Origin of the sequence: Corallococcus sp. Z5C101001, assembly GCF_007352635.1 — a bacterium.
Taxonomy (GTDB): Bacteria; Myxococcota; Myxococcia; order Myxococcales; family Myxococcaceae; genus Corallococcus; species Corallococcus silvisoli.
This window is the reverse complement of sequence record NZ_VKLU01000006.1, coordinates 432,250-453,902: the sequence shown is the minus strand read 5'-3', so window position 1 is coordinate 453,902 and position 21,653 is coordinate 432,250. Positions and strand designations below refer to the sequence as shown.

17 protein-coding genes are annotated in these 21,653 nt (G+C 69.2%); 10 read left to right on the top strand and 7 right to left on the bottom strand.

What is annotated here, in order from left to right:
• The 6 genes from FOF48_RS16990 to FOF48_RS16965 all read left to right on the top strand — a co-directional run.
• On the top strand, positions 1-4,569 hold a 4,569-nt coding region (locus FOF48_RS16990), incomplete at its 5' end, for a response regulator (protein ID WP_143902850.1).
• A gap of 119 nt (positions 4,570-4,688) precedes the next feature.
• Positions 4,689-6,662, top strand: coding sequence for a PAS domain S-box protein (locus FOF48_RS16985; RefSeq protein WP_143902848.1), 1,974 nt, complete (start codon positions 4,689-4,691; stop codon positions 6,660-6,662).
• A 129-nt stretch (positions 6,663-6,791) separates the two neighbouring features.
• Positions 6,792-8,633 (top strand): DUF1549 domain-containing protein, encoded by a 1,842-nt coding sequence (locus tag FOF48_RS16980; RefSeq protein ID WP_143902846.1) that lies wholly within the window; start codon positions 6,792-6,794, stop codon positions 8,631-8,633.
• Positions 8,633-9,688, top strand: a complete 1,056-nt coding sequence (locus tag FOF48_RS16975; protein WP_143902844.1) for a hypothetical protein — start codon at positions 8,633-8,635, stop codon at positions 9,686-9,688. Before FOF48_RS16980 ends, FOF48_RS16975 begins: the two co-directional genes overlap by 1 nt.
• Positions 9,689-9,700: 12 nt before the next feature.
• Positions 9,701-11,278, top strand: a complete 1,578-nt coding sequence (locus FOF48_RS36475) for a DUF1501 domain-containing protein (RefSeq protein WP_186001943.1) — start codon at positions 9,701-9,703, stop codon at positions 11,276-11,278.
• A gap of 72 nt (positions 11,279-11,350) precedes the next feature.
• Positions 11,351-11,968 (top strand): glutathione S-transferase domain-containing protein, encoded by a 618-nt coding sequence (locus FOF48_RS16965; RefSeq protein WP_143902842.1) that lies wholly within the window; start codon positions 11,351-11,353, stop codon positions 11,966-11,968.
• Between the two features lie 27 nt (positions 11,969-11,995).
• Here the strand turns inward: FOF48_RS16965 and FOF48_RS16960 are convergent, their stop codons facing one another.
• The 3 genes from FOF48_RS16960 to yedA are packed head-to-tail and all read right to left on the bottom strand — an operon-like array spanning position 11,996 to position 14,597.
• Positions 11,996-12,901: a DUF3396 domain-containing protein gene (locus FOF48_RS16960; protein ID WP_255442289.1), complete on the bottom strand. Its 906-nt coding sequence runs from the start codon at positions 12,899-12,901 to the stop codon at positions 11,996-11,998.
• Positions 12,898-13,707, bottom strand: coding sequence for a hypothetical protein (locus FOF48_RS16955; protein WP_186001942.1), 810 nt, complete (start codon positions 13,705-13,707; stop codon positions 12,898-12,900). The genes FOF48_RS16960 and FOF48_RS16955 overlap by 4 nt, the downstream gene beginning before the upstream one ends.
• Positions 13,704-14,597 carry a drug/metabolite exporter YedA gene (gene yedA, locus FOF48_RS16950; protein ID WP_255442288.1) on the bottom strand — a complete coding sequence of 298 codons (894 nt, stop codon included), beginning with the start codon at positions 14,595-14,597 and terminating at the stop codon, positions 13,704-13,706. Before yedA ends, FOF48_RS16955 begins: the two co-directional genes overlap by 4 nt.
• A 204-nt stretch (positions 14,598-14,801) precedes the next feature.
• Here yedA and hrcA point away from each other — a divergent pair, with 204 nt between their 5' ends.
• On the top strand, positions 14,802-15,833 hold the full coding sequence (gene hrcA / locus FOF48_RS16945; protein WP_143902840.1) for a heat-inducible transcriptional repressor HrcA: 1,032 nt from the start codon (positions 14,802-14,804) through the stop codon (positions 15,831-15,833).
• On the opposite strand, the gene FOF48_RS16940 is transcribed toward hrcA, so the two are convergent.
• Positions 15,793-16,809 (bottom strand): lipid kinase, encoded by a 1,017-nt coding sequence (locus FOF48_RS16940; RefSeq protein WP_370456588.1) that lies wholly within the window; start codon positions 16,807-16,809, stop codon positions 15,793-15,795. The genes hrcA and FOF48_RS16940 overlap by 41 nt on opposite strands.
• A gap of 246 nt (positions 16,810-17,055) precedes the next feature.
• Between FOF48_RS16940 and FOF48_RS16935 the strand changes: the two genes are divergently transcribed.
• The gene (locus FOF48_RS16935) at positions 17,056-17,505 is read left to right on the top strand and encodes a transcriptional regulator (RefSeq protein ID WP_143902838.1); all 450 of its coding nucleotides are present in this window, start codon (positions 17,056-17,058) and stop codon (positions 17,503-17,505) included.
• Between the two features lie 64 nt (positions 17,506-17,569).
• Here the strand turns inward: FOF48_RS16935 and FOF48_RS16930 are convergent, their stop codons facing one another.
• The 3 genes from FOF48_RS16930 to FOF48_RS16920 form a co-directional block, all read right to left on the bottom strand.
• Entirely contained in the window at positions 17,570-18,283 is a 714-nt protein-coding gene (locus FOF48_RS16930) for an HAD family hydrolase (protein WP_143902836.1), read from the bottom strand.
• A gap of 46 nt (positions 18,284-18,329) precedes the next feature.
• A complete protein-coding gene (locus FOF48_RS16925; RefSeq protein WP_143902834.1) occupies positions 18,330-19,148 on the bottom strand; it encodes a hypothetical protein in 819 nt (272 codons plus the stop codon).
• Positions 19,149-19,232: 84 nt separating this feature from the next.
• Positions 19,233-19,580, bottom strand: coding sequence for a hypothetical protein (locus FOF48_RS16920; protein WP_143902832.1), 348 nt, complete (start codon positions 19,578-19,580; stop codon positions 19,233-19,235).
• A 215-nt stretch (positions 19,581-19,795) separates the two neighbouring features.
• On the opposite strand from FOF48_RS16920, the gene FOF48_RS16915 reads away from it, so the two are divergent.
• Together FOF48_RS16915 and FOF48_RS16910 are read left to right on the top strand one after the other, a co-directional pair.
• On the top strand, positions 19,796-20,797 hold the full coding sequence (locus FOF48_RS16915) for a site-2 protease family protein (protein WP_143902830.1): 1,002 nt from the start codon (positions 19,796-19,798) through the stop codon (positions 20,795-20,797).
• Complete coding sequence (locus FOF48_RS16910) at positions 20,794-21,603, top strand: hypothetical protein (RefSeq protein WP_143902828.1); 810 nt, start codon at positions 20,794-20,796, stop codon at positions 21,601-21,603. The genes FOF48_RS16915 and FOF48_RS16910 overlap by 4 nt, the downstream gene beginning before the upstream one ends.
• The last annotated feature ends 50 nt before the right edge of the window (positions 21,604-21,653 follow it).

The window sequence follows — 21,653 nt, the reverse complement described above, 5'->3', positions numbered from 1 at the left end:
ACCATCAACACGATGGTGGACCAGCTCCGCGCGTTCGCGGCGGAGGTGACCCGCGTCGCGAAGGAGGTGGGCACGGAGGGCAAGCTGGGCGGTCAGGCGGACGTGAAGGGCGTGTCCGGCGTGTGGAAGGACCTCACGGACAACGTGAACGTCCTCGCCGGCAACCTCACCGACCAGGTGCGCAACATCGCCAAGGTGACCACGGCGGTGGCCAACGGCGACCTGTCCCAGAAGATCACCGTGAGCGTGAAGGGCGAGGTGCTGGAGCTCAAGAACACCATCAACACGATGGTGGACCAGCTCCGCGCGTTCGCGTCGGAAGTCACGCGCGTGGGCAAGGAGGTGGGCACGGAGGGCAAGCTGGGCGGTCAGGCCGCGGTGCCCGGCGTCGCCGGCGTGTGGAAGGACCTCACGGACAACGTGAACGTCCTCGCCGCGAACCTCACCGACCAGGTGCGCAACATCGCCAAGGTGACCACGGCGGTGGCCTACGGCGACCTGTCCCAGAAGATCTCCGTCGAAGCGAAGGGCGAGATTCTGGAGCTCAAGAGCACCATCAACACGATGGTGGACCAGCTCCGCGCGTTCGCTTCCGAGGTGACCCGCGTCGCGAAGGAGGTGGGCACGGACGGCAAGCTGGGCGGTCAGGCCGCGGTGCCCGGCGTCGCCGGCACGTGGAAGGACCTCACGGACAACGTGAACAGCATGGCCTCCAACCTCACCAGCCAGGTGCGCAACATCGCGCTGGTGACGACGGCGGTGGCCAACGGCGACCTGTCCAAGAAGATCACCGTGGACGCGAAGGGCGAGATCCTGGAGCTGAAGAACACCATCAACACGATGGTGGACCAGCTCAACAGCTTCGCCTCCGAAGTGACCCGCGTCGCGCGCGAGGTGGGCGCGGAAGGAAAGCTGGGCGGACAGGCGGAGGTGAAGGGCGTGTCCGGCACGTGGAAGGACCTCACGGACAACGTGAACTTCATGGCCCGCAACCTCACGACGCAGGTGCGCGGCATCGTGAAGGTGGTGACGGCGGTCGCCAACGGCGACCTCAAGCAGAAGCTGGTGGTGGACGCGAAGGGCGAGGTCGCGGCCCTGGCGGAGACCATCAACAACATGACCGACACGCTGGGCATCTTCGCGGAGCAGGTCTCCACGGTGGCCCGCGAGGTGGGCGTGGAAGGAAAGCTGGGCGGACAGGCCCGCGTGCCCGGCGTGGCCGGCACGTGGAAGGACCTCACGGACAACGTGAACTTCATGGCCTCCAACCTCACCACCCAGGTGCGCGGCATCGTGCGCGTGGTGACGGCGGTGGCCAACGGCGACCTGACCCAGAAGCTCATCGTGGACGCGAAGGGCGAGGTCGCGGCGCTCGCGGACACCATCAACAACATGACCGACACGCTGGGCACCTTCGCGGAGCAGGTCTCCACGGTGGCCCGCGAGGTGGGTATCGAAGGAAAGCTGGGCGGACAGGCCCGCGTGCCCGGCGCGCGCGGCACGTGGCGGCAGCTCACGGACAACGTGAACCAGTTGGCCGGCACGCTGACCAGCCAGCTGCGCGCCATCTCCGACGTGGCCACCGCCGTGACCAAGGGCGACCTGACCCGCAGCATCACGGTCGTCGCGGAGGGCGAGGTCGCGGCGCTGAAGGACAACATCAACCAGATGATCGTCAACCTGCGTGAGACCACGCAGAAGAACCAGGAGCAGGACTGGCTCAAGACGAACCTGGCGAAGTTCAGCGGCATGATGCAGGGCCAGAAGTCCCTGGACGCCGTCAGCCGCCTCATCATGAGCGAGCTGACGCCCCTGGTCTCCGCGCACCACGGCGCCTTCTTCCTCTCCGACCCCGAGGGCGGCGTGCCGTCCCTCAAGCTCACCAGCACCTACGCGTACCGGGAGCGCAAGCACCTGGCGAACCGCTTCCGGCTGGGGGAGGGACTCGTCGGCCAGTGCGCGCTGGAGAAGAAGACCATCCTCCTCACGCGCGTGCCGTCGGACTACATCACCATCTCCTCCGGCCTGGGCGAGGCCGCGCCGCTCAACATCATCGTCCTGCCCGTCCTCTTCGAGGGCGAGGTGAAGGCCGTCATCGAGCTGGCCTCGTTCCACACCTTCAGCGCCATCCACCAGATCTTCCTGGACCAGCTGACGGAGAGCATCGGCGTGGTGCTCAACATGATCATGGCGAACATGCGCACGGAGACGCTGCTCTCCGAGTCGCAGCGCCTGACCCAGGAGCTCCAGAGCCAGTCGCGCGAGCTCACCCAGCAGCAGGACGAGCTCAAGCGCACCAACATCGAACTGGAGGACAAGGCCAAGGAGCTGGCGGACCAGAACACCCGCGTGGAGGAGAAGAACCGCGAGGTGGAGCTGGCGCGCGTCAGCCTGGAGGAGAAGGCGGAGCAGCTCACCATCATCTCCAAGTACAAGAGCGAGTTCCTGGCCAACATGAGCCACGAGCTGCGCACGCCGCTCAACTCGCTGCTCATCCTCGCCAAGCTCCTGTCGGACAACAAGGACGGCAACCTCTCCACCAAGCAGGTGGAGTACGCCAACACCATCTACGCGTCCGGCGGGGACCTGCTCAGCCTCATCAATGAGATCCTCGACCTGTCCAAGGTGGAGGCGGGCAAGATGCAGGTGGAGCCCCGGGACATCATCCTCACGGAGCTCAACCAGTTCATCGAGCGCAGCTTCCGCCCGGTGGCGGACCAGAAGGGCCTCACCTTCCAGGTGGAGGTACTGTCGGGGACGCCGCGCCACGTGCGCACGGACCCGCAGCGGTTGCAGCAGGTGCTCAAGAACCTGCTCTCCAACGCCTTCAAGTTCACCGACGAGGGCGGCGTGAAGCTCACCGTGCGTCTGGCGGACAAGGGCATGCGCTTCGACCACGAGGCGCTGCGCCGCTCGCGGCACGTGCTCGCCTTCGCCGTGAGGGACAGCGGCATCGGCATCGCCAAGGACAAGCAGCGCATCATCTTCGAGGCGTTCCAGCAGGCGGATGGCTCCACCGCGCGCAAGTACGGCGGCACGGGCCTGGGCCTGTCCATCAGCCGGGAGATCGCCAAGCTGCTCGGCGGCGAGATCCGCCTGGAGAGCGAACCCGGCAAGGGCAGCACCTTCACCCTCTACCTGCCGCCGGAGTACCAGGGGTCGGACGAGGAGGTCCCGGCCAGCGACGCCGCCGGGCGCGCGCTGGGCGCCCTGGCGGAGGGGCTCAATCCACCGCCCCCGGCCACCCCCCCCGCCACGCCCCCGCCGCTCCCCACGCAGCCGCTGATGTCGGAGCCGCAGGGGCACGTGCTGGACGCCGCGCTGCCCCCGCAGGTGGAGGGCCCCCACACGCCCGTCGTGGTGGAGGACGACCGTGAGTCCATCCGCGAGGGCGACCGCACCCTGCTCATCATCGAGGACGACCTCAAGTTCGCCCGCATCATGGTGCAGATGGCACGTGAGAAGGGCTTCAAGGCCCTGGTCGCCACGCGCGGCGACAGCGGCCTGGCGATGGCGCACGAGTACCAGCCGGACGCCATCACCCTGGACATCCAGCTGCCCGTGGTGGACGGCTGGAGCGTGCTGGACCGCCTCAAGCGCAACCCGCGCACGCGCCACATCCCCGTCCACATCATCAGCGTGATGGACAAGCACCTGGGCAACACCCAGGGGGCGTTCGGCTACCTCACCAAGCCCGTGAGCAAGGAGGGCCTGGAGCGCGTCTTCGGCCAGCTGTCGCGCTTCCTGGAGCGCCGCGAGCGCCGCCTGCTCGTCATCGAGGACGACGACGTGCAGCGCAACAGCCTCACCCAGCTCTTGAGCGACGGCGGCGACGTGCTCGTCACCGCGGTGGCCACGGGCCAGGAGGCCCTCGAGAAGCTGGAGCAGAACGAGTACGACTGCCTTGTCATCGACCTGCTGTTGCCCGACATGGACGGCATCAAGCTGGTGGAGGAGGTGAAGACGCAGCAGCGCTTCCGCGACCTGCCCATCGTCGTCTACACCGGCCGGGAGTTGACGCCCAAGGACGAGGCCCGCCTGCGCCGTTACACCGGCAGTGTCATCCTGAAGAGCGGCGCGAAGAGCCCCGACCAGCTCCTCAGCGACACCGCCCTGTTCCTGCACCGTCTGGATGAGAACCTTCCGGCGCGCGCCCGGGCGGCCCTGGCGCAGCGCAACGACCAGGACGCGCCGCTGGCGGGCAAGAAGGTGCTCCTGGTGGATGACGACATGCGCAACATCTTCGCGCTCACCAGCGTGCTGGAAAATCACAGCATGCAGGTCATCTTCGCGGAGAACGGCCGGGCCGCCATCGAGCTGCTGGGGCAGAACCCCGACGTGGACGTGGTGCTGATGGACGTGATGATGCCGGAGATGGACGGCTACGAGACCATGCGTGCCATCCGGAAGGACCCCAAGTACGCCAGCCTGCCCATCATCGCCGTCACCGCGAAGGCGCTGAAGGACGACCGCGAGAAGTGCATGGCGGCCGGCGCCAGTGACTACCTGCCCAAGCCGGTGGACACCGACAAGCTGCTGGAGCTCGTCCGGCTGTGGGTGAGTGCTTGAAACTCAACGGCGGCGATCCACCGTGGGACCCCCTTTGCACTTCCGTCTGGAAGGGGGCAGCCCTAGCCTTGTTCGCCGTGTCTCGGCTCACCTGACTCACGCGCTCCCCCGCCGCGCACATGAACTCCACTGAGCACACCCCGGAACGTCCGCAGGAAGCCGCGCCCCCTCCGCGCGCGGCCATCCTGATGGTGGACGACCATCCGGCCAACCTGCTGGCGCTGGAAGCCATCCTCGAGCCGCTGGGCCAGGAGCTGGTGAAGGCCACCAGCGGAGAGGAAGCGCTCAAGCAGCTCTTGCAGCGCGACTTCGCCGTCATCCTGATGGACGTACAGATGCCGGGGCTGGACGGGTTCCAGACGGCCTCGCTCATCAAGCAGCGCGAGCGCACGCGCACCATCCCCATCATCTTCCTCACCGCGCTCAGCCGTGACGCCGCGCACGTCTTCAAGGGGTACGCGCACGGCGCGGTGGACTACCTGCTCAAGCCCTTCGACCCGGAGATCCTCCGCTCGAAGGTCAGCGTCTTCGTGGATCTGTTCCTCAAGGAACAGCAGCTGCAACGCCAGGCCGCGCTCCTGCGCCAGCGCGACCGCGAGGCCCTGGAGCGCCAGAGCGCGCTGCGTTACCGGCGGCTCACGGAGTCCCTGCCGGAGCCCATGTGGGCCGCGCGCGCGGACGGCTCGCTGACGTACGCCAACCGGGCCTGGCGCGACTACACCGGGCACCAGGAGGGGTATGAGCTGTCGCTCTCCTCCTTCCTCCAGGACGTGCACCCCACGGACCGCGAGCGGATGCGCGGCGTGTGGAGCGACGCGCTGGAGCGCGTGCAGGGCAGCGCGGAGGAGTTCCGCCTGCGGCGCAAGGACGGCGTCTATCGCTGGCACCTGGCGCGCGCGGTGCCGGAGCACGACGAGAACGGGGCGCTGGTGGGGTGGCTGGCCATCGCCACCGACATCGACGACAAGCGCCGCGCGGAGGAGGCGCTGGGGCGCTTCAAGACGACGCTGGACGCGACGCTGGACTGCGTCCTGATGTTCTCCCCGGACACGCTCACGCTCACGTACGCCAACGCGGGCGCGGCCAAGCAGCTCTCCGCCGGCGCGGATGAGCTGGTGGGCCTGTCGGTGCTGGACGTGGAGGGCGCCTTCGACGAGACGGGCTTCCGCAAGCTGTTGGCGCCGCTGATGTCCGGCACGCTGCCGTCACAGACGTACTCCACCAACCACCGGCGCCGCGACGGCGCGGAGGTCCCGGTGGAGGTGGTGCTCCAGTACGTGGCGGAAGGCGACGGCCCGGGCCGCTTCATCTCCGTGGCGCGCGACATCACCGAGCGCCAGCGCGCGGAGACGGCGCTGCGGCTGGCGAGCGAGGCGAAGGACGCGTTCCTGGCCGCCGCCAGCCATGAGCTGCGCACGCCGCTGGCCGCGGCGAAGGGCCACGCGCACCTGGCCCTGCTCAAGCTGGGCGGGCAGACGGAGGCTGGCCCGGGCAAGTCCTTGCAGATCATCAACCGGCAGATCGACCGCATGGCGAAGCTGGTGGAGGACCTGCTGGACATCAGCCGGCTGCAGGCGGGGCGGCTGTCCCTGGAGCTGGAGCCGTTTGATTTGTCGCAGCTCGTGTTGGAGACGCGGGACCGGATGGCGGTGCTGTCCCAGACACACGAGCTGAAGGTGGACGTGCCGGAGCACCTGGAGGGCACGTGGGACCGGGGGCGGTTGGATCAGGTGCTGACGAACCTGCTGTCCAATGCCATCCGCTATTCACCCGAAGGCGGCCAGGTGTTGGTGCGCGTGGCGGCGGAGGGCGACACCGGCGTGCACCTGTCCGTGAAGGACGAGGGCGTGGGCATCCCCAGCGAGAAGCAGCGCCTCATCTTCGAGCGCTTCGGCCGCGCGCACGGCAGCAAGTACGGGGGCCTGGGGCTGGGGCTCACCATCAGCCAGGGCATCGTGGAGCAGCACGGGGGCCGCATCTGGGCGGAGTCCAGCGGCACCGCCGGCCAGGGCTCCACCTTCAATGTCTGGCTGCCCCGCCGCACGGAGGCCCAGGCGGCCTCTCCGGTGGAGGCCTCGCGCACGCCGAGCTGACGTCCCAAGTGGGGGGAGTCGTCACCACGAATGGCGCGGACTGTAGAGGGGAGTCCACCCCTCTTCTCTCGGAATGGCAGACGAAATCAGGGATTCGCGGATGCGACAGGAAATGCTATTGTTTCATGCATGCACTGGCACCTGCACCTGAAGAGCGCGGCCCTCGCGGCGGTGCTGTTCGCGATGTTCGGGCTCACAGGGCCCGATGCGCACGCGCAGCAATGCGAACCCAAGCCGTCTGATCCGGTCAAGCCCACCAACGACCAGCTGAGTGACACGCGGTTGTTACGGCGCATCGTGCTGGGGCTCACCGGCACCACGCCGACCGTGGAGCAGTACGAGGCCATGGGCGCCGCGGCCACGCCCGAGGCGCGCGCCACGCTCCTGCGGGCGGCGCTGGACGAGGCGCTCGCATCTCCGAAGTTCTATGAGCGGATGCTGCGCTTCGGGCACGAGTGGATCGCGGTGGGCGCCTACACCACCGGTGCCAACGGCGACGCGTATCAGGGTGACATGTCGGGTCACCTTCACCGGTGCGACGACGGCAGCCTGCATCCCGGCGCGTACTACTCCGTGAGCGAGTTCCTCTCGTCACAGGACCCGAGGAACCAGTGCGCGGACAAGGACGGCACCGGCGCTCCCGCCGTGCCCGAGGTGCGCTCCGTCGAGCCCTGGTGGGCCCCTGGGACCACGGTCCAGGTGCTGGGCAAGGCCGGCTCCGACGTCAAGCAGGTCACGGACTCCTCCACCGGGAAGGTCTACGACTGCGGCGTCGCCTCCGGTGGCTACTATGACCCCGCGATCCCCCGTGGATGTGGCTGCGGGCCGAACCTGGTGTGGTGTTCGCCGCTCGTCGGTCTGAACAGCACGGGCACCTCGTCCCTCAGTGGTCAGCGCCGCCACCCGTACGAGGAGCCGGCGCGCCTGTTCGCGCACCTCGCGTGGTACGACAGGCCCCTGTCCGACCTCGTCGTCGGCAACTACTCGGTCGGAACCAACTGGCTGCGCGCGCTGTATGTGCGCTTCGGCCGCCAGATGGGCAGCAGCGTGGTCGACGCGAACACCACCTGGTGGCGCCCGGACGCGGACAGCGCTCCGCGCGACCCCCTGCACCCCAATCCCAACGACCCGCAGGCGTGGCGCGAGTTCGTGGTGGAGGACCTGGAGCCCTTCCATCTCTCGCTCACCAACGACAAGTCGCGCTCCGGCAGCCTCGAGCGCACCTATCGCTTCGACCCGCGCACCACCACCGAACCCGCGAAGGGGCTGCCCACCGCCGGTGTGCTCACGATGATGGGGGCGATGTCGTCGTTCCCTCGCGAGCGCGTCCGGGCCGCGCGCTTCCTGGAGATCTTCGCCTGCCAGAACTTCTCGCCGCCGCCCGCGGACGTTCACTTCCCTCCGCTGGAGATCGACCCCGCCACCGGCGGGACGTGCCTGCACTGCCACAAGACGCTGGACCCCGCGGCCATCTCCTTCAAGCGGTGGGACTTCACCCCGTTCCCGAGCTACTACGTCCCGTGGCCCTTCATTGGTGGTGTGGGCAACCAGCGCATCACGAAGGATTGGCTGTCCGGACAGTATCCGCACACGGGCAACGCCCCGGGGCTGCGTTGGAGGAACGCCTTCGTCCCCAACACCATGCTGACCCCCATCACCCCGGAGGAGCTGAAGGCCAACCCGGAGTCGGTGCTGCTGGACACGATGCCCGAGTCCTACACGCTGCTCGGCGTGAACGGCGACGGCACCATGGGGCCGCTGGGCTTCGGCAAGCTCCTGGTCCGCTCCGGTGAGTTTGACCGCTGCGCCGCGCGCAGGCTCTACGCGATGTTCGTCGGCCGGGATTTGAACCCGGCCACGGAGAAGGGCTTCATCGACAAGCTCGGGCGGGAGTTCGCCGCGAGGGAGCGAAAGCTCCGGCCCTTCATCCGCTATCTCTTCGAGCAGTCCGAGCTGCGGAGGGGCCTGTGATGCGCACGGTGCGTTCGTTCCTGCTGCCTGGCGCGCTGGTCGCGCTCGCGCTCAACCTGGGGGCTTGTTTCGGGGAGGGGGTCATCGGCCCGGCGAATCATGCGAGCAATGATCCACCCGACTCGGGGACCGTCTGCGCCGCGTCCAGCGACAACGACGCCGTCCGCCTCGCGCTCGCGCCCGCCTGCGAGGGCTGCCACGTCAATGGCAACAAGCCCTTCTTCGCCTCGCTCGCCGCGTTCGAGAGCGGGCTCGTCTACAACGAGCGGTACGTCAAGCGCGGGGACCCGGAGAACAGCCTCCTCATCCAGATGCTCAAGGGCAGCGCTCCGGGGAGCTATCCCCAGATGCCGCCGGGACAGCCCTATGACCAGCTGCTCGCCAATGGTCGCGTCACGATGACCATCGCGCAGGTGGAGCAGTGGATTCGCGACCTGAAGGAGCCGCCCGCGCAGCTGGAGACGCCGTCACCCGCGGAGTTCCGCGTCCGCCGGCTGACCGCCGAGGAGATGGTGGTGAGCCTGATGGATCAGCTGGGGCTCACGCTGGAGGACTTCGTCAGCACCAGCAACCCCGACTGGCGCGACAGGCCGTACGTGGTGGGCTGGAACCGGTTCTTCGTGTGGCCTGGAGACCGGGCGCCCGGCATCTCGGGCGAGTACGTGTCGGATCCACGCACCGTCGAACGCTTCGAGTCGCTGGGCGGTGGCAACTCGCTGCTGTACCGCAAGAAGGACGCGACGTTCGGTCCCTCCGCCGCGCAGGCGCTGGTCCAGATGTCGCAGGCCTGGTGCGCGCGCGCGGTGGACAAGCAGAACAACAAGGCGGTGCTTCGCTTCGCGACGCTCGCGGACACCTCCGCGAAGAACCCGGACGCGGTCCAGAAGAACCTGCGCAATCTCTATCTGCGCATGCTGGGGCAGCCGCCCGCGGACGCGGAGCTGAAGGCGCTGTACGAGGAGGTCTATCTCCCGCTCGAAGCGCAGAGCACGCGCCTGGCCTGGGTGGGCACCTGCGCGGCGCTCATCCGTCACCCGCTGTGGATCACCTACTGAGCCGAGGACCCCATGCCGAACACCTCTCGACGCACGTTGCTCAAGTGGGCCCTTGGCGCAGGGCAGCTGGCCCTCCTCGACCGCGCGGGGCTCCTGCGCTCTGGCGTCGCGCAGGCCGCGCAGTCCGACCTGCCCTCCCGGCTCGTGGTCATCTACATCCCGGGGGGCTTCCGGCCGGCGTACTACTTCACCCCGATGGAGGACGCGGAGATCCCGCTCTGCGTCCCGGGGGCCGCTGGCTACAACAGCGAGCCCGTCTTCTTCGACGCGAGCAAGGTGGTGGACCTCGCGCCCGCGAACGGCCCCTACAAGCCGCTGCGGACCTGGCAGTCCTGGAACCCCCAGAACCCCGCCGCGCGAGCCGAGTTCAGCCCGCTCATGTATGGCTACAAGCACTTCGCGCTGCATGAGCAGCTGAGCGTGCTGCACGGCGTCGACCAGGGCACCAACGACCACGCGAGCGCCTTCATCTCCGCGATGTGCGGCGTCGCGGGCGCGGACTACCGGGCGCCCGCGGTGCATTCGGTCATCGCGAACCACTTGTATGAGAAGCACCGGGAGAGTCGGCCGTTGCCGTTCGTGGTCGTCTCTGGAGACCGGGGGACACCGGTGGGCATGGGGTTGCCCTCGCACGCCTCGCCCATCGGCGTTCCGTCCATCGAAGCCCTCAAGCCGATGCTCTCCGCGAAGCCCGCGGACAACGCCTGGTGGACGGGGCTGGACGCGCGCACGGAGGGGGCCGAGCTGAACGCGAGCGGTGCGCCCACCGGGGCGACCTTGAAGACGACCACGGTGGAGCGCTTCACCCTGTCGCGTGCCCAGCAGCTGCTCGGGCGGTCGACGGTGAAGGTGGACAACTACCTGGAAGGCCTTCACGGCTCGTTGGCGTCCGTCTCCCGCGTGCTGGCGACGGACGTGGTGTCCGTGCTGGAGAGCACGAAGGGCATCGACACGCTGAAGACGAACCGGCCCTCGTACCTGTCGAGCTACCTGAACGAGACGTTCACCTACACCTTCGGCAACGCGAACTTCCACCTCGTCGGGCTCGACCCGCGGATGGACATGGCGCTGCGCCTGCTCAAGTCGGACCTGTGCACCTCGGTGCATGTCTCGTTGCAGCTGGACTTCGATACGCACAACGGCGCGGGCCACGCCTTTAGCTGCGCGCACGGTCGCGGGCTGATGGATTGCGTGGCGCGCTTCCTGGGGGAGATGAAGGCCGCGCCAGCCCCGGGCAAGCCGGGCAAGACGCTGCTCGATGACACGCTGGTGCTGGTGATGAGCGAGTTCGGCCGGAGCTGGGCGTCGCGCGCGAATGACGGCAGCTACAACCTGCCGGATGACCACCACCCCTACACGTCGGTCTGCTTCGCGGGCGGAAACGTGGCGGCGAACCGCCAGGTGGGCTCGTACACGACGCGCGGGCTCGGCGTTCCGGTGGACCTCATCGAGGAGACCGGGCAGCCGTCCAAGCGAGTCCCCCGGTCCGCAGATGTCGTGACCACCGCGCTGCGCATCATGGGCATGGAGGCCCACGAGTTCTTCATTCCTGGCGGCTACGGCGAGGTGGTGGGACTGCGGAAGGGGTAGGCGCTTCCGGCGCGCGCTGGCCAGGAGTATGTCCACGGTCGTTCGCGAGCCGTGTCTCCTGGAGGTGCCTGGATGTCCGTCACACTGATTGGCCGTTCGAGTTCGCACTTCACCCGCATCCCGCGCATCTTCGCCGCCGAGCTGCGCGCGCCCTATGACTTCCAGGTGGTGCGGGACCTCATGTCCTCGAATCCAGAGGACTACGGGGGCAACCCCGCGCTCAGGATTCCGGTGTTGAGGACCTCCGAGGGCTCCTGGTTCGGAGCCCTGAACATCAGCCGCGAGCTGTGGCGGCGCTCAGGGCGTGCCCTGCGCGTGGTGTGGCCGGAGGACCATGAGCTGCCCGTGCTCGCGAACCTGCTGGAGCTCGCGCAGCAAGCGATGGCGACGGAGGTGTCGCTGGTGATGGGGCGGCTGGGTGGGGCGGGCGAGGACGGCGCTCATCAGGCCAAGCTGCGCAAGAGCCTGACGGGGATGCTCGCCTGGCTGGAGGAGCACGTGCAGGCGGGGCTCGAAGCGCTGCCGGCACGGGACCTGAGCTTCCTCGAAGTGACCCTGTACTGCCTCGTCATGCACCTGGAGTTCCGCGACGTGCTGCCCATGGCGGGGTACGCGAACCTCCAGGCCTTCTGTCGCGGCTTCGGAGCACGCGCCTCGGCCGTGGAGACGACGTTCAAGTTCGACGTGTGATGGGGCGTGGTGGGGGGAACCGTAGGGTTACGGGCAGAGCCGTCGGTGCCACTGATTCATGAGGCGCTCGAAGCCGTTGAGGTCTCCCTTGTATTCAAAGACGTAGGGGGCCAGCAGGGAGGCCAATGCACTGTACTGCGGGGGAACGGCTGCCTTCTCGGTGTCGATGGCGTCAGGCCATTCACCCAGGGTGATCAGCAGGCGTTCGTCTTCCAGGGGCAGCAGGGAGGTATCTGGCAGCGCCTGCCGCAGTGCTTCGACGCCGCCGAGCTGTCCCAGCAGCGGTTGGCCCAGGAACGTGAGCCAGTAGGCCCCCAGTGCGTGGGTGCCGATGACCGAGCTGAACTCACTGGCATGGGGAGCATCCAGGCCTGGATGGCGAGCAAGGAGCGCTTCGAGGAGGTTCCAATCCCCCTCTGCCCAGGAACCTTGTGACGAGACAACGGCGAAGCTGGCGTAGCCGAAGCTGAATGGCAGCTCGCGAGCCAGCTCAAGGGCCAGGATTCGCAAGTGAGCAGCGCCGTGCTCAAGGAGATACTCGGTCGGGAACGTGAACGACAGCGTCGTGGCGGGGGCATCATGAAAGGGGCTGTCGAGCTGTCGCCCGTAGTACTCGACCTGATAGCCACCGGTTTCGCTGGGGCTTTCTCTCAGCTCCATGTTCCTGCTGCCACTTCCCTGTCGTACAGCCACTTCCTGGTGGTTGTGCTCCCATCCCTTGTCATCGAGCGGGACCATGTCGCCGTCGGATGACGTGTACCAACTCAGGGAGCCAGGCGGGATGGCATGAACGTAGGTCCGTATGGCGCGCCAGATCGCGGGTCCCACCTCGATGTGATTCCGAGGGAGGAAGAAGCACAGCACGACGCCATCACGCCCCACGAGCCAGTTGCCTCTGTCTCGAAGTCGGATGACGGGAAAAGCCTTGTTCATGGCGGTGATGCCTTCACACCAGTTCGTGGCGACACGAGCATCGCTCGTCCACCCAGCGCTCGTTCGTAGATAACCCGCTGGGACTCGTTGGCATAGGCGCTGTTACTCCCATACTCCGTCCATCGCGCCACGTTGGTCTGAGGGCAGGGGAACTTGAAGTCCAGGATGAGCGCGGCCTTGAGCAGGTCGCGGTCCGCATGGAGCACGAGGTCCGGCTTGATGGTTCCGCGGAGCTCATCGGTGCAACCGTCGGCGATGAGCCGCGCCTCCTCCCGCCGGCTGACGGTCTCCACCATCCGTGCGTTCGGATAGTAGCGGTAGCGTTGCTCGATGCTGAAGGGCGCGGGCCACAGCGCCTTCAACGCCTCCTCGGCGCACTGGAGCGCGAGCACATGCTTCTGTTTCCCCAGATGCATGGCCCGGGTGATGGGATTGCCGCAGGCGTCATGCTCCACCACCTCGCCGCACTCCTGTCGCGTCGGAGGACGGTCGCGGAAGAAGCGCGCGTTGCCAAGCCGCTCGGCCTGGACGGCGCATGCCGCGAGGCGCTCCTCGAGCTCGTCCACCGCATGCTCGTGCTGCATCAACGCGAGCACGGCCGGGGGAATGTACCGGACCAGGGTGGACGCCACGGCGCGGGTCGCGGCCTGCGCGGAGGCCTGCTCCGCCACGTACGCCGCATACCGGGCCCGCGCGGCCGTGTCCGAATCGACGAAGCCCAGCTCCCCGTGCCTGGACGTCCGCGAGCTCCCGGCGCACGCCGTGAGCAGCGCCCCCGTCACGCACAGGAGCGCGAGCCGGCTCACCGCTTCCCGCGCGCCAACAGCATCACCGCGACCAGGATGGCGCTCATCGCCCCCAGCGTGAGCGGCCCCAGCGTCTCTCCCGCGAACACCACGCCCAGCAGCACCGCCACCGCCGGGTTCACGTACGCGTAGCTCGTCGCCAGCGCCGGCCTCGCGTGCCGCAACAGATAGCCATACGCGCTGAACGCCACCAGCGAGCCGAAGATCACCAGATACAGGAACGAGGCCACCGCGAGCCGGGGCACCGCGTCCGACATCCGCTCCCCCAGCGCGAAGCTCACCCCCAACATCATCACGCCCGCGCTCAACATCTGCGTCGCTGGCGTCATCAGCCCCGAGGGCATCGGCAGCCGCCGGCTCCACACCGACCCGAACGCCCAGCTCATCGGCGCCACCAGCAACGCCAGCGCCGCCGCGCCGCCGCCGCCCATGTCCCCGCTGAGGTTGAGCAGCACCACGCCCGCGAACCCCAACACCAGCCCCGCCAGCTCCGCGCGGCCCGGCCGCTGCCCGAACGCCACCCCGAAGATGGCCATCCACAACGGCATGCTCCCCACCACCAGCGCCGCCACGCCGGACGGCACCCCCAGGTTCTGCGCGAACGCGATGCCGCCGTTGCCCACCACCAGCAACAGGAAGCCCGTGGCCGCCCCCGCGCCCCACTGCCGCGCCCCAGGCCCCGGCTGGCCCTTGAGCCGCAACCCCGCGAACAGCACCCCGCCCGCCATCAGGAAGCGCAACCCGGCCATCCGGAACGGCGGAAACCCCGTCAGGGCGAACCGCATCGCCAGGTAGGTCGACCCCCAGATGACGTAGAGCGAAAAGAGGCTGAACAGCATCCACCCCCGGTGGGGAGCGGGCTCGGCGACTTCGACGGTGGCGGTGGTCACGGCGGGCGGACTTCTAACCCCCGCTCCGCCCCGGGGCGATGTGCGCTTTGCCGCACCCTCCTCGGTCCCGGGGGCCAGTCCCCCGCCTGCCTGCCCTCCCAAACAGCCCCGCCGGATTGAATGCCCGGAGCGTCCCTTTTAGAATTCTACAGGAAGCGTGGATGCCCGAAGCCCGGGCCCATGGTTTCCGGAGCGTGAGCGGGAATGCCCGACGAGCTGGGTGAGCGCGAGAAGGAAGTCCTCCGGGCCGTGGTGCAGGAGTACATCACCACGGGCGGTCCGGTCGGCAGTCAGCACCTGACGCGCCGCGGAGAGTTCGAGGTCTCCTCCGCGACCATGCGCAACGTGCTCGCCGACCTGGAGGCCCTGGGCTTCCTGGAGAAGCCCCACACCTCCGCGGGGCGCGTGCCCACCGACCGAGGCTACCGCTTCTACGTGGACACCCTGGTGAAGCTGCGCGACCCCGCCCCCCGCGATCGCGAGCTCATCCACGCCGGGCTCGTCCATGAGTCCAGCCTGGACGACATCCTGTCGGAGGCCAGCCGCGTCCTGCACTCGCTCACGCGCCACGCGGGCGTGGTCCTCACGCCCCGCCCCGACGCCGCCGTGTTCCAGCGCATCGAGTTCCTGCGCCTGCGCGAGAACCGCGTGCTCGCCATCCTGGTGGGCCAGAACGGCCAGGTGCACAACAAGGCCCTCACCGTGGACTTCCCGGTGACGTCCGACGAGCTCGTCAAGGCCAGCAACTACCTCTCCGAGCTCCTCCACCAGGTGCCGCTGGAGGAGGCGCGCGAGCGCATCCGCGCGGAGATGGACCAGGACCAGGCCCTCTACAACGCCCTCACCGCCAAGGCCCTCCGGCTGGGCGCCGCCGCCACCGACCTCCAGACGCCGGAGCGCGTGCTCATCGAAGGCACCGGCTCCTTCCTGGAGCAGCCGGAGTTCGCGGACGTGGAGCGCATCCGCGCCCTGTTCCGCGCCCTGGATGAGAAGCACAAGCTGCTGCACCTGCTGGACCGCGTGCAGCGCACCAAGGAGATGCACGTCTTCATCGGCGCGGAGAGCGAGTTCTCCGCCGCCGGCGACGTCACCGTCATCGCCAGCCCCTACGGCACGGCGGAGGCGGTGCTGGGCACGGTGGGCGTCATCGGGCCCACGCGCATGGACTACCGGCGCGTGATTCCCCTGGTGAACTTCACCGCCCAGGTGCTCTCCAGCGTGCTGGAGAAGGTGTAGCGCCCTCCAGCGGCCGGGGCGCGTAGACGCGCAGCGCCCCGGGGGCCACCTCGAAGCGCACGGGCGTCATGCCCACGTTCTCCCCGTCCGCGTTCACCTCCATGGGCGGCCGCGTCTCCACCACGAGCCGGGCCGTGTGCAGGTGCACGACGGACGCGTGCTCCAGGTGCCCGCCGCTGCGCATGCCCAGCGCCACGCGCGCCAGCGTGGCCACGTCGTGCAGGTGGCCCAGTCCGGTGCGCTCGCCGCCGTCCGCCGCCGACGGCGCGGTGACGGCGTAGACGTGCAACTGGCGGTCGTCCAGCGTGGCGTCCGGCGCCACCATGTTGCCCGCGCCGTGGTAGCGGCCGTTGCCCACGACGAGCTGGAGCGCGTCCACCTCCAGCGTCCGGGCGTCCGCCTGGATGCGGACGTGGAAGGGCTGCAGCGTGTGCATCTCCACGGCGGCGGCCACCGGGTAGGCCAGCTTGCCCGCGCGCTGCTTCAGCTCCCGCGTCAGCCGCTTCGCGATGGCGGTGGTGAGCCCCAGGCTGGCGGCGTTGAGGAAGGGACGCCCGTTGACGAGCCCCACGTCCACCCGCGCCGTGTAGCCGCCGGCGATGACGCCGCACGCGGCCTCCAGCGTGTCCGGGATGCCCAGCGAGCGAGCGAAGTCGTTGCCGGTGCCCAGGGGCACCACGCCCAGCGTCACGTCGCGGCCCATCAGCGCCTGCGCCGCGCAGCTGATGGTGCCGTCGCCTCCTCCCACGAGCACGCGGCGGGCACCCGAAGCGATGGCCTCCCCGACCACCGCGCGCAGGCGCCTGGGCCGGGTCAGCGCGTGCGCGGCGAGGAGGGGAATGCCATGGGCGGCGAGCAGCTCGCGGGCGCTCTCGAAGGCCTCGCGCCCGGAGCGGGAGCGGGTATTCACCACCAGGACCGCGGGCCCCTCGTCCAGGTGGCGCATGCGCGGCGGTGCGTTGAGTGCGGGTTCCACGAGGGAAGCCTCGGCTTTCTGTGCGGCGCCTCCAACCTGCGCACGAGGGCGCTCCAGCACCAGCGGCCCCCATGCGAAAAGGGCAGGGGCTCTGTCCATTCCCCACCCTGGCGGTGCGGGAGCTTCCGTGGGTGGACAGGGGTAGGGCGCTGGCGGGTTCTCTGCCTGGGTTGGCGTGTTCACCTTCCCGGTGACGCGGCTCCGTGCCACGGACCCGCGCCGGAACGCATTCCAGGAGGGTGATGCATGGCACGAGGGAGCAAGACCCGGTACTCGGCGAAGCAGAAGCGCATGGCCGGGAAGATCGAGCAGGGCTACGAGGCGAGGGGCACCGGCGAGAAGACGGCGGAGGCTCGCGCGTGGGCCACCGTCAACAAGCTCACCGGGGGCGGCCTGAAGGGGGGCTCCGGCAGCAAGGCGAAGGCGGCCCGTCGCCGTCCCGCGGCCCGCAAGGCCGCGCGCAAGGCCACTCGCGTGGCCAGCAAGCGCCGCGTGGCCACCGCGAAGAAGAGCGCTGTCTCCCGCCGCAAGGCCGCGCCCAGCCGGGCCCGGCGCACCACCACCGGACGCAAGGCCACGTCGCGCACCGGCACCGCGGGCAAGCGCTCCACGGTCCGCAAGAGCACCGCGCGCCGCGCGCCCGTGCGCAAGAGCCCGTCCCGTTCGCGTTCCAAGCGCGGCGGTTCGCGCCGGTAGCGGTGGCGTGAAGGCGGACACCGGTGGCCACGGGCTCGTGGCCGCCGTCACCCCGGAGCGCGCGTCAGCGCGACTCCTCGTCCTTGGGCGTGTCCCTCGGCGCCGCGTCCCACGGCCAACCCTCGGGGTCCTGCTCCAGGCGGTGCAGGAGGTCCGTGGGGTCCTTCACCAGGGTGCGGCAGCCGGCCGTGCGCAGGTCCTCCGCGCGGAAGCCGCCGCACAGCACGCCCACGGCCGCCAGGTGCAGCTTGCCGGCCGCCAGCGCGTCGAAGGGCGTGTCGCCCACCATCACCACCGTGGCGGGGGCCGGCTTGCCCAGCTTCGCGAGCGCCACCTCGAGGAGGTCCGGGTGCGGCTTGCTCTTGTCGGCCTCGTCCTTGTTCGTCTTCGTCTCGAACAGGCCGTCGATGCCGCACAGCTCCACGTAGCGCTTGAGCTCGTCGTCCTTCGCGCTGGAGGCCAGGGCCACCTTGCGGCCGCGCTTGCGCAGCTGCTGGAACAGCTCCTTCACGCGCGGGAAGGGGCGCACCTTGGGCAGGAACTCGCGCTTGAAGAGCGCGGAGCGGTACTCCTCCAGGTCCTTGCCGAAGCGCTCCAGCTCCTCGTCGTTGAAGAAGACCGGGAGCAGCTGATCCGCGCCCTTGCCAATCTGGCTGCGCACGTGGGCGAACGGGATGTCCCGGCCGAACTCGATGAACGACCGGCGCCAGGCCTCGGCGTGCTCGTCCACGGAGTCCATCAGCGTTCCATCGACGTCGAAGATGACGTTCTCGACCATGCGCGGCAACCTCCGCCGTCCAAGGTGGCGATGGGCCGCGAGACGGTCAACCGCCCGCGGGTGGATTCGGTCCACTCTCCTGCGCTTCGCTGTCCACGAGTGTCCGGGTCTGCACGCTGTATCCGTCCGGGGCGCTGGGCGTGAACGCGTCGTTGGGCAGCGCGGCCTTCAGGTCCACCTTCGACAGCGCCGTCTCTCCCTGCTTCACGCCGCCCACCCAGCGCGACAGCCGGCGCGGCACGCACAGCCCCAGCGCCGCGTCGCAGTGCTCCTCCTCCATGCGCACCTCCGCCTGCGTGCCGTCCGGCGCGCGCGTGCGCTTGGCCAGGAAGTCCAGGGCGGGCCAGCGCAGCACGTACGTCACCTCCACGCCCGCGCCCGCCTCGCCCTCCAGCGTCATGGACAGCTCCACGGCCTCCTTCGCCTGGGGCAGGTCCGTCACGCGGCGGGCCTTCGTGCTGCGCAGGAGCAGCGGCGCGCGGAAGCCATCCGGCACGAAGGGGGTGAAGACCTCGGTGAGGAACGCGGACAGCTTCTGCGCGGAGACCTGGGAGGTGAAGGTCGTGAACTGCCTGCTCGCGTCCACCTGTTCGTACAGGTGCTTGCCATCCCACGACACCGTGCGGGCCCGCGGCGCGGACACCGTGCCGCGCATCTTCTGGGGCGCGCGGTACGCGAAGGTGAAGCCCGCGGACGCGGTGTCCCCTTCCGTCTGCGTCCCCTCCAGCTGGTAGTTCACGAGCTTCGCGTCACGCGCGGCCAGCTGCTCGCGCACGCGGGCCATCCGCTGCGCGTCGTCTCCGCTCCCCGAAGAGGAACGGCACGCGACGAGGCACACGAGGGGGAGCAGCAGGAGGGCGCGCATGGTGAAGGACCTCTTTCAAAATGGAAAAGGCCCCACTGTTCCCAGGGGGGCCTTCGGACTGCCTCGGTGAGGAGGCAGCAGGGACTACTTCACCGCCACGCCGGTCGCGGAGGAGCTGGTGACGCCGATGATGGTGCCGAACAGGGCGAAGATGCCGTGACGGGGCGTGGTGTTCGCCGTCTTCAGGTCCACCTTGGAGGCGCCCATGGCCTTCGCCTCGGTGATGAGGAGCTTGTTGACCACGGTGTCCAGGTCGCTCTGCACGATGTCGATGATGTGGAAGATCGCGGTCAGGCCCAGCGAGCTCCCCTGGATGACGGCCACGGCCTCGCCGTTGGCGGCGATCTCGGAACCGGAGACAACGGCGGACTCAACGCTGGTGCAGCCCACGAGGGAGGCAGCGGCAACGGCGGACAGGATGAGCTTCTTCATGGTTTTCTCCCCAACTGACGGTGGCTTGGATGGTGACCGGGCGACCTGAACGGACGCTCAGTCGTTAGAAGGAACCTCAAGCGGCGCGGTTCGTAGCAGAAGTCAACTTCAAGTCAAGGACCCGGGTCTGGGTAATCCGAGTTGTGTTTTACACTTCATCCGCTCGGTGACCTGGGACCGGTCGCCCCTCTTGCGGACGTGAGGCATCTTCGCGCATGCACCCGGTTTCCCTTCCACGTCCCACCCCGCCCCGCGTCTGGCTGCACCTGCTGTTGTTCGCGGTGACGCTGGGGACGACGTTCCTCGCCTACCTGCTGCTCTTCGGCCGTTCGTTCCCTTTCAGCGAAGGGGGGCTGTTGCCGGAGGACCGGACGCAGGCGCTGGCCTTCAGCGTGTCGTTGCTCTCCATCCTGGGCTCGCATGAGATGGGGCACTACGTGCTCGCGCGGTGGCACCGGGTGGACACGTCCCTGCCGTACTTCATCCCGCTGCCGGTGCCCGGGAGCCTGGGCACGCTGGGCGCGGTCATCCGGCTGCGAGGGCGCATCCCCACGCGCAACGCGCTGGTGGACATTGGCGCCGCGGGGCCGCTGGCGGGCCTGGTGGTGGCGCTGCCGCTGCTCTACTGGGGGCTGCTGCACTCCACGGTGGTGGATTCGCCGCCGGTGCCGTCCTCGTTCCCGGGGGACTCGTCGCTCTGGGTCCTGGGGCAGAACCTGCTCCACTGGGTCGCGGAGAAAGTGACCCAGGCGCCCGCCGCGGCGCCGGCCACCTTCACCCAGCACCAGACGGTGTTCGGCGACAACCTCATCATGAAGGCGCTGACGTGGCTGGCCCTGGGCCCGGTGCCGGAGGGCAAGGACGTCGTGGTGCACCCGGTGGTGATCGCCTCGTGGTTCGGCCTGCTGGTGACGCTGCTCAACCTGCTGCCGGTGGGCCAGCTGGACGGGGGGCACCTGACGTTCGCGGTGCTGGGGCCCCGAGCGCGCACGCTGGGCCAGGGCGTGGCGCTGGTGCTGCTCTTCCTCACGGTCTTCGTCACCGCGTCCTGGGGCCTGTGGCTGGTGGTGGCGAGCAAGGTCGTGGGCTTCGGCCACCCGGAGGTGGTCCAGCCAGAGGAGCCCCTGAGCCCCCTGCGCAAGCTCATCTGCGCGCTGTGCCTGCTGGCGCTCATCGGTTGCGCGATGCCCATCCCCCTGCGAGAGGTGTGGTCATGAAGTACCAGTGCGAAGGGTGCGAGCGGCTGGTCCTGGTGGAGTCCTTCCACCTCGAGGACGGCCGGCTCGCCGTGACCTGCCGGATGTGCGGCGCGAAGACGTTCGCGGGCGCGTCCACGTCCCAGCTGGCTCCCGCCGTGCCTGCGTCGGCCCCGGGAGCGTCCGTGGTGGCCCAGGACGCGCCGCCCCGCGTGGAAGAGCCGGGGCCGCGTGGGGGCGAGAGCGCCGCGGTGGCGGTGTCCGCCCCGGAGGACTTCGTGCGCTCCGCTCCCGCTCGGGCCAGCGTCGCCACGCTGAGGGTGGTGCGCTCCGACGCGCCGTCCGGCGACGTGCGTGCCCTGGACGGGGACCCCTTCCAGGCGCCCGCGGGTCATTGTCCGAAGTGCGTGGCGCCGATGCGAGAGGGGGCGGAGGCCTGCGCGCAGTGCGGGCTGGTCTACGCCAACTTCATCCCGGACGAGCAACAGCCCTCCGAGGCGCTGGCCACCGGGTGGCGCGCGCTGATGGACACCTGGGCTGACTGGGACGCGCATGACCGGCTGCTGTCCCTGGCGATGGGGCGGGGAGAGCTGGCCATGGTGGGCCGGCTGTATCGCCTGCGGCTCGCCCGGGCGCCGGACGACGCGCAGGCGCTGCGAGGACGGGATGAGGTGGTGCGCCGGGTGACTTCCGCGGTGCCGCTCGCCTCCGACGGGCCGTCGCCGGAGCTCGCCCGGAAGGTGAAGAACATGGTGATGGGCGCCGTGCTGCTGGTGGCCCTGGTGATGGTGCTGGTGCTCTTCCAGATCCTGCGCGGTTCGTTCTAGGGCCACGGGCCCTCCGCGAGCGCTGGCCGGCCCGCTTCCCGGGCGGGCGG

What these genes read in the sequence shown, in the direction of transcription:
- FOF48_RS16935 (WP_143902838.1), top strand. Translation starts at nt 17,056, where the DNA reads ATGGCACGAGGGAGCAAGACCCGGTACTCGGCGAAGCAGAAGCGCATG.
- FOF48_RS36475 (WP_186001943.1), top strand. Translation starts at nt 9,701, where the DNA reads ATGCCGAACACCTCTCGACGCACGTTGCTCAAGTGGGCCCTTGGCGCA.
- FOF48_RS16910 (WP_143902828.1), top strand. Translation starts at nt 20,794, where the DNA reads ATGAAGTACCAGTGCGAAGGGTGCGAGCGGCTGGTCCTGGTGGAGTCC.
- FOF48_RS16960 (WP_255442289.1), bottom strand. Translation starts at nt 12,901, where the DNA reads ATGAACAAGGCTTTTCCCGTCATCCGACTTCGAGACAGAGGCAACTGG.
- FOF48_RS16925 (WP_143902834.1), bottom strand. Translation starts at nt 19,148, where the DNA reads ATGCGCGCCCTCCTGCTGCTCCCCCTCGTGTGCCTCGTCGCGTGCCGT.
- FOF48_RS16975 (WP_143902844.1), top strand. Translation starts at nt 8,633, where the DNA reads ATGCGCACGGTGCGTTCGTTCCTGCTGCCTGGCGCGCTGGTCGCGCTC.
- FOF48_RS16985 (WP_143902848.1), top strand. Translation starts at nt 4,689, where the DNA reads ATGAACTCCACTGAGCACACCCCGGAACGTCCGCAGGAAGCCGCGCCC.
- FOF48_RS16980 (WP_143902846.1), top strand. Translation starts at nt 6,792, where the DNA reads ATGCACTGGCACCTGCACCTGAAGAGCGCGGCCCTCGCGGCGGTGCTG.
- FOF48_RS16965 (WP_143902842.1), top strand. Translation starts at nt 11,351, where the DNA reads ATGTCCGTCACACTGATTGGCCGTTCGAGTTCGCACTTCACCCGCATC.
- FOF48_RS16930 (WP_143902836.1), bottom strand. Translation starts at nt 18,283, where the DNA reads ATGGTCGAGAACGTCATCTTCGACGTCGATGGAACGCTGATGGACTCC.
- FOF48_RS16920 (WP_143902832.1), bottom strand. Translation starts at nt 19,580, where the DNA reads ATGAAGAAGCTCATCCTGTCCGCCGTTGCCGCTGCCTCCCTCGTGGGC.
- hrcA (WP_143902840.1), top strand. Translation starts at nt 14,802, where the DNA reads ATGCCCGACGAGCTGGGTGAGCGCGAGAAGGAAGTCCTCCGGGCCGTG.
- FOF48_RS16915 (WP_143902830.1), top strand. Translation starts at nt 19,796, where the DNA reads ATGCACCCGGTTTCCCTTCCACGTCCCACCCCGCCCCGCGTCTGGCTG.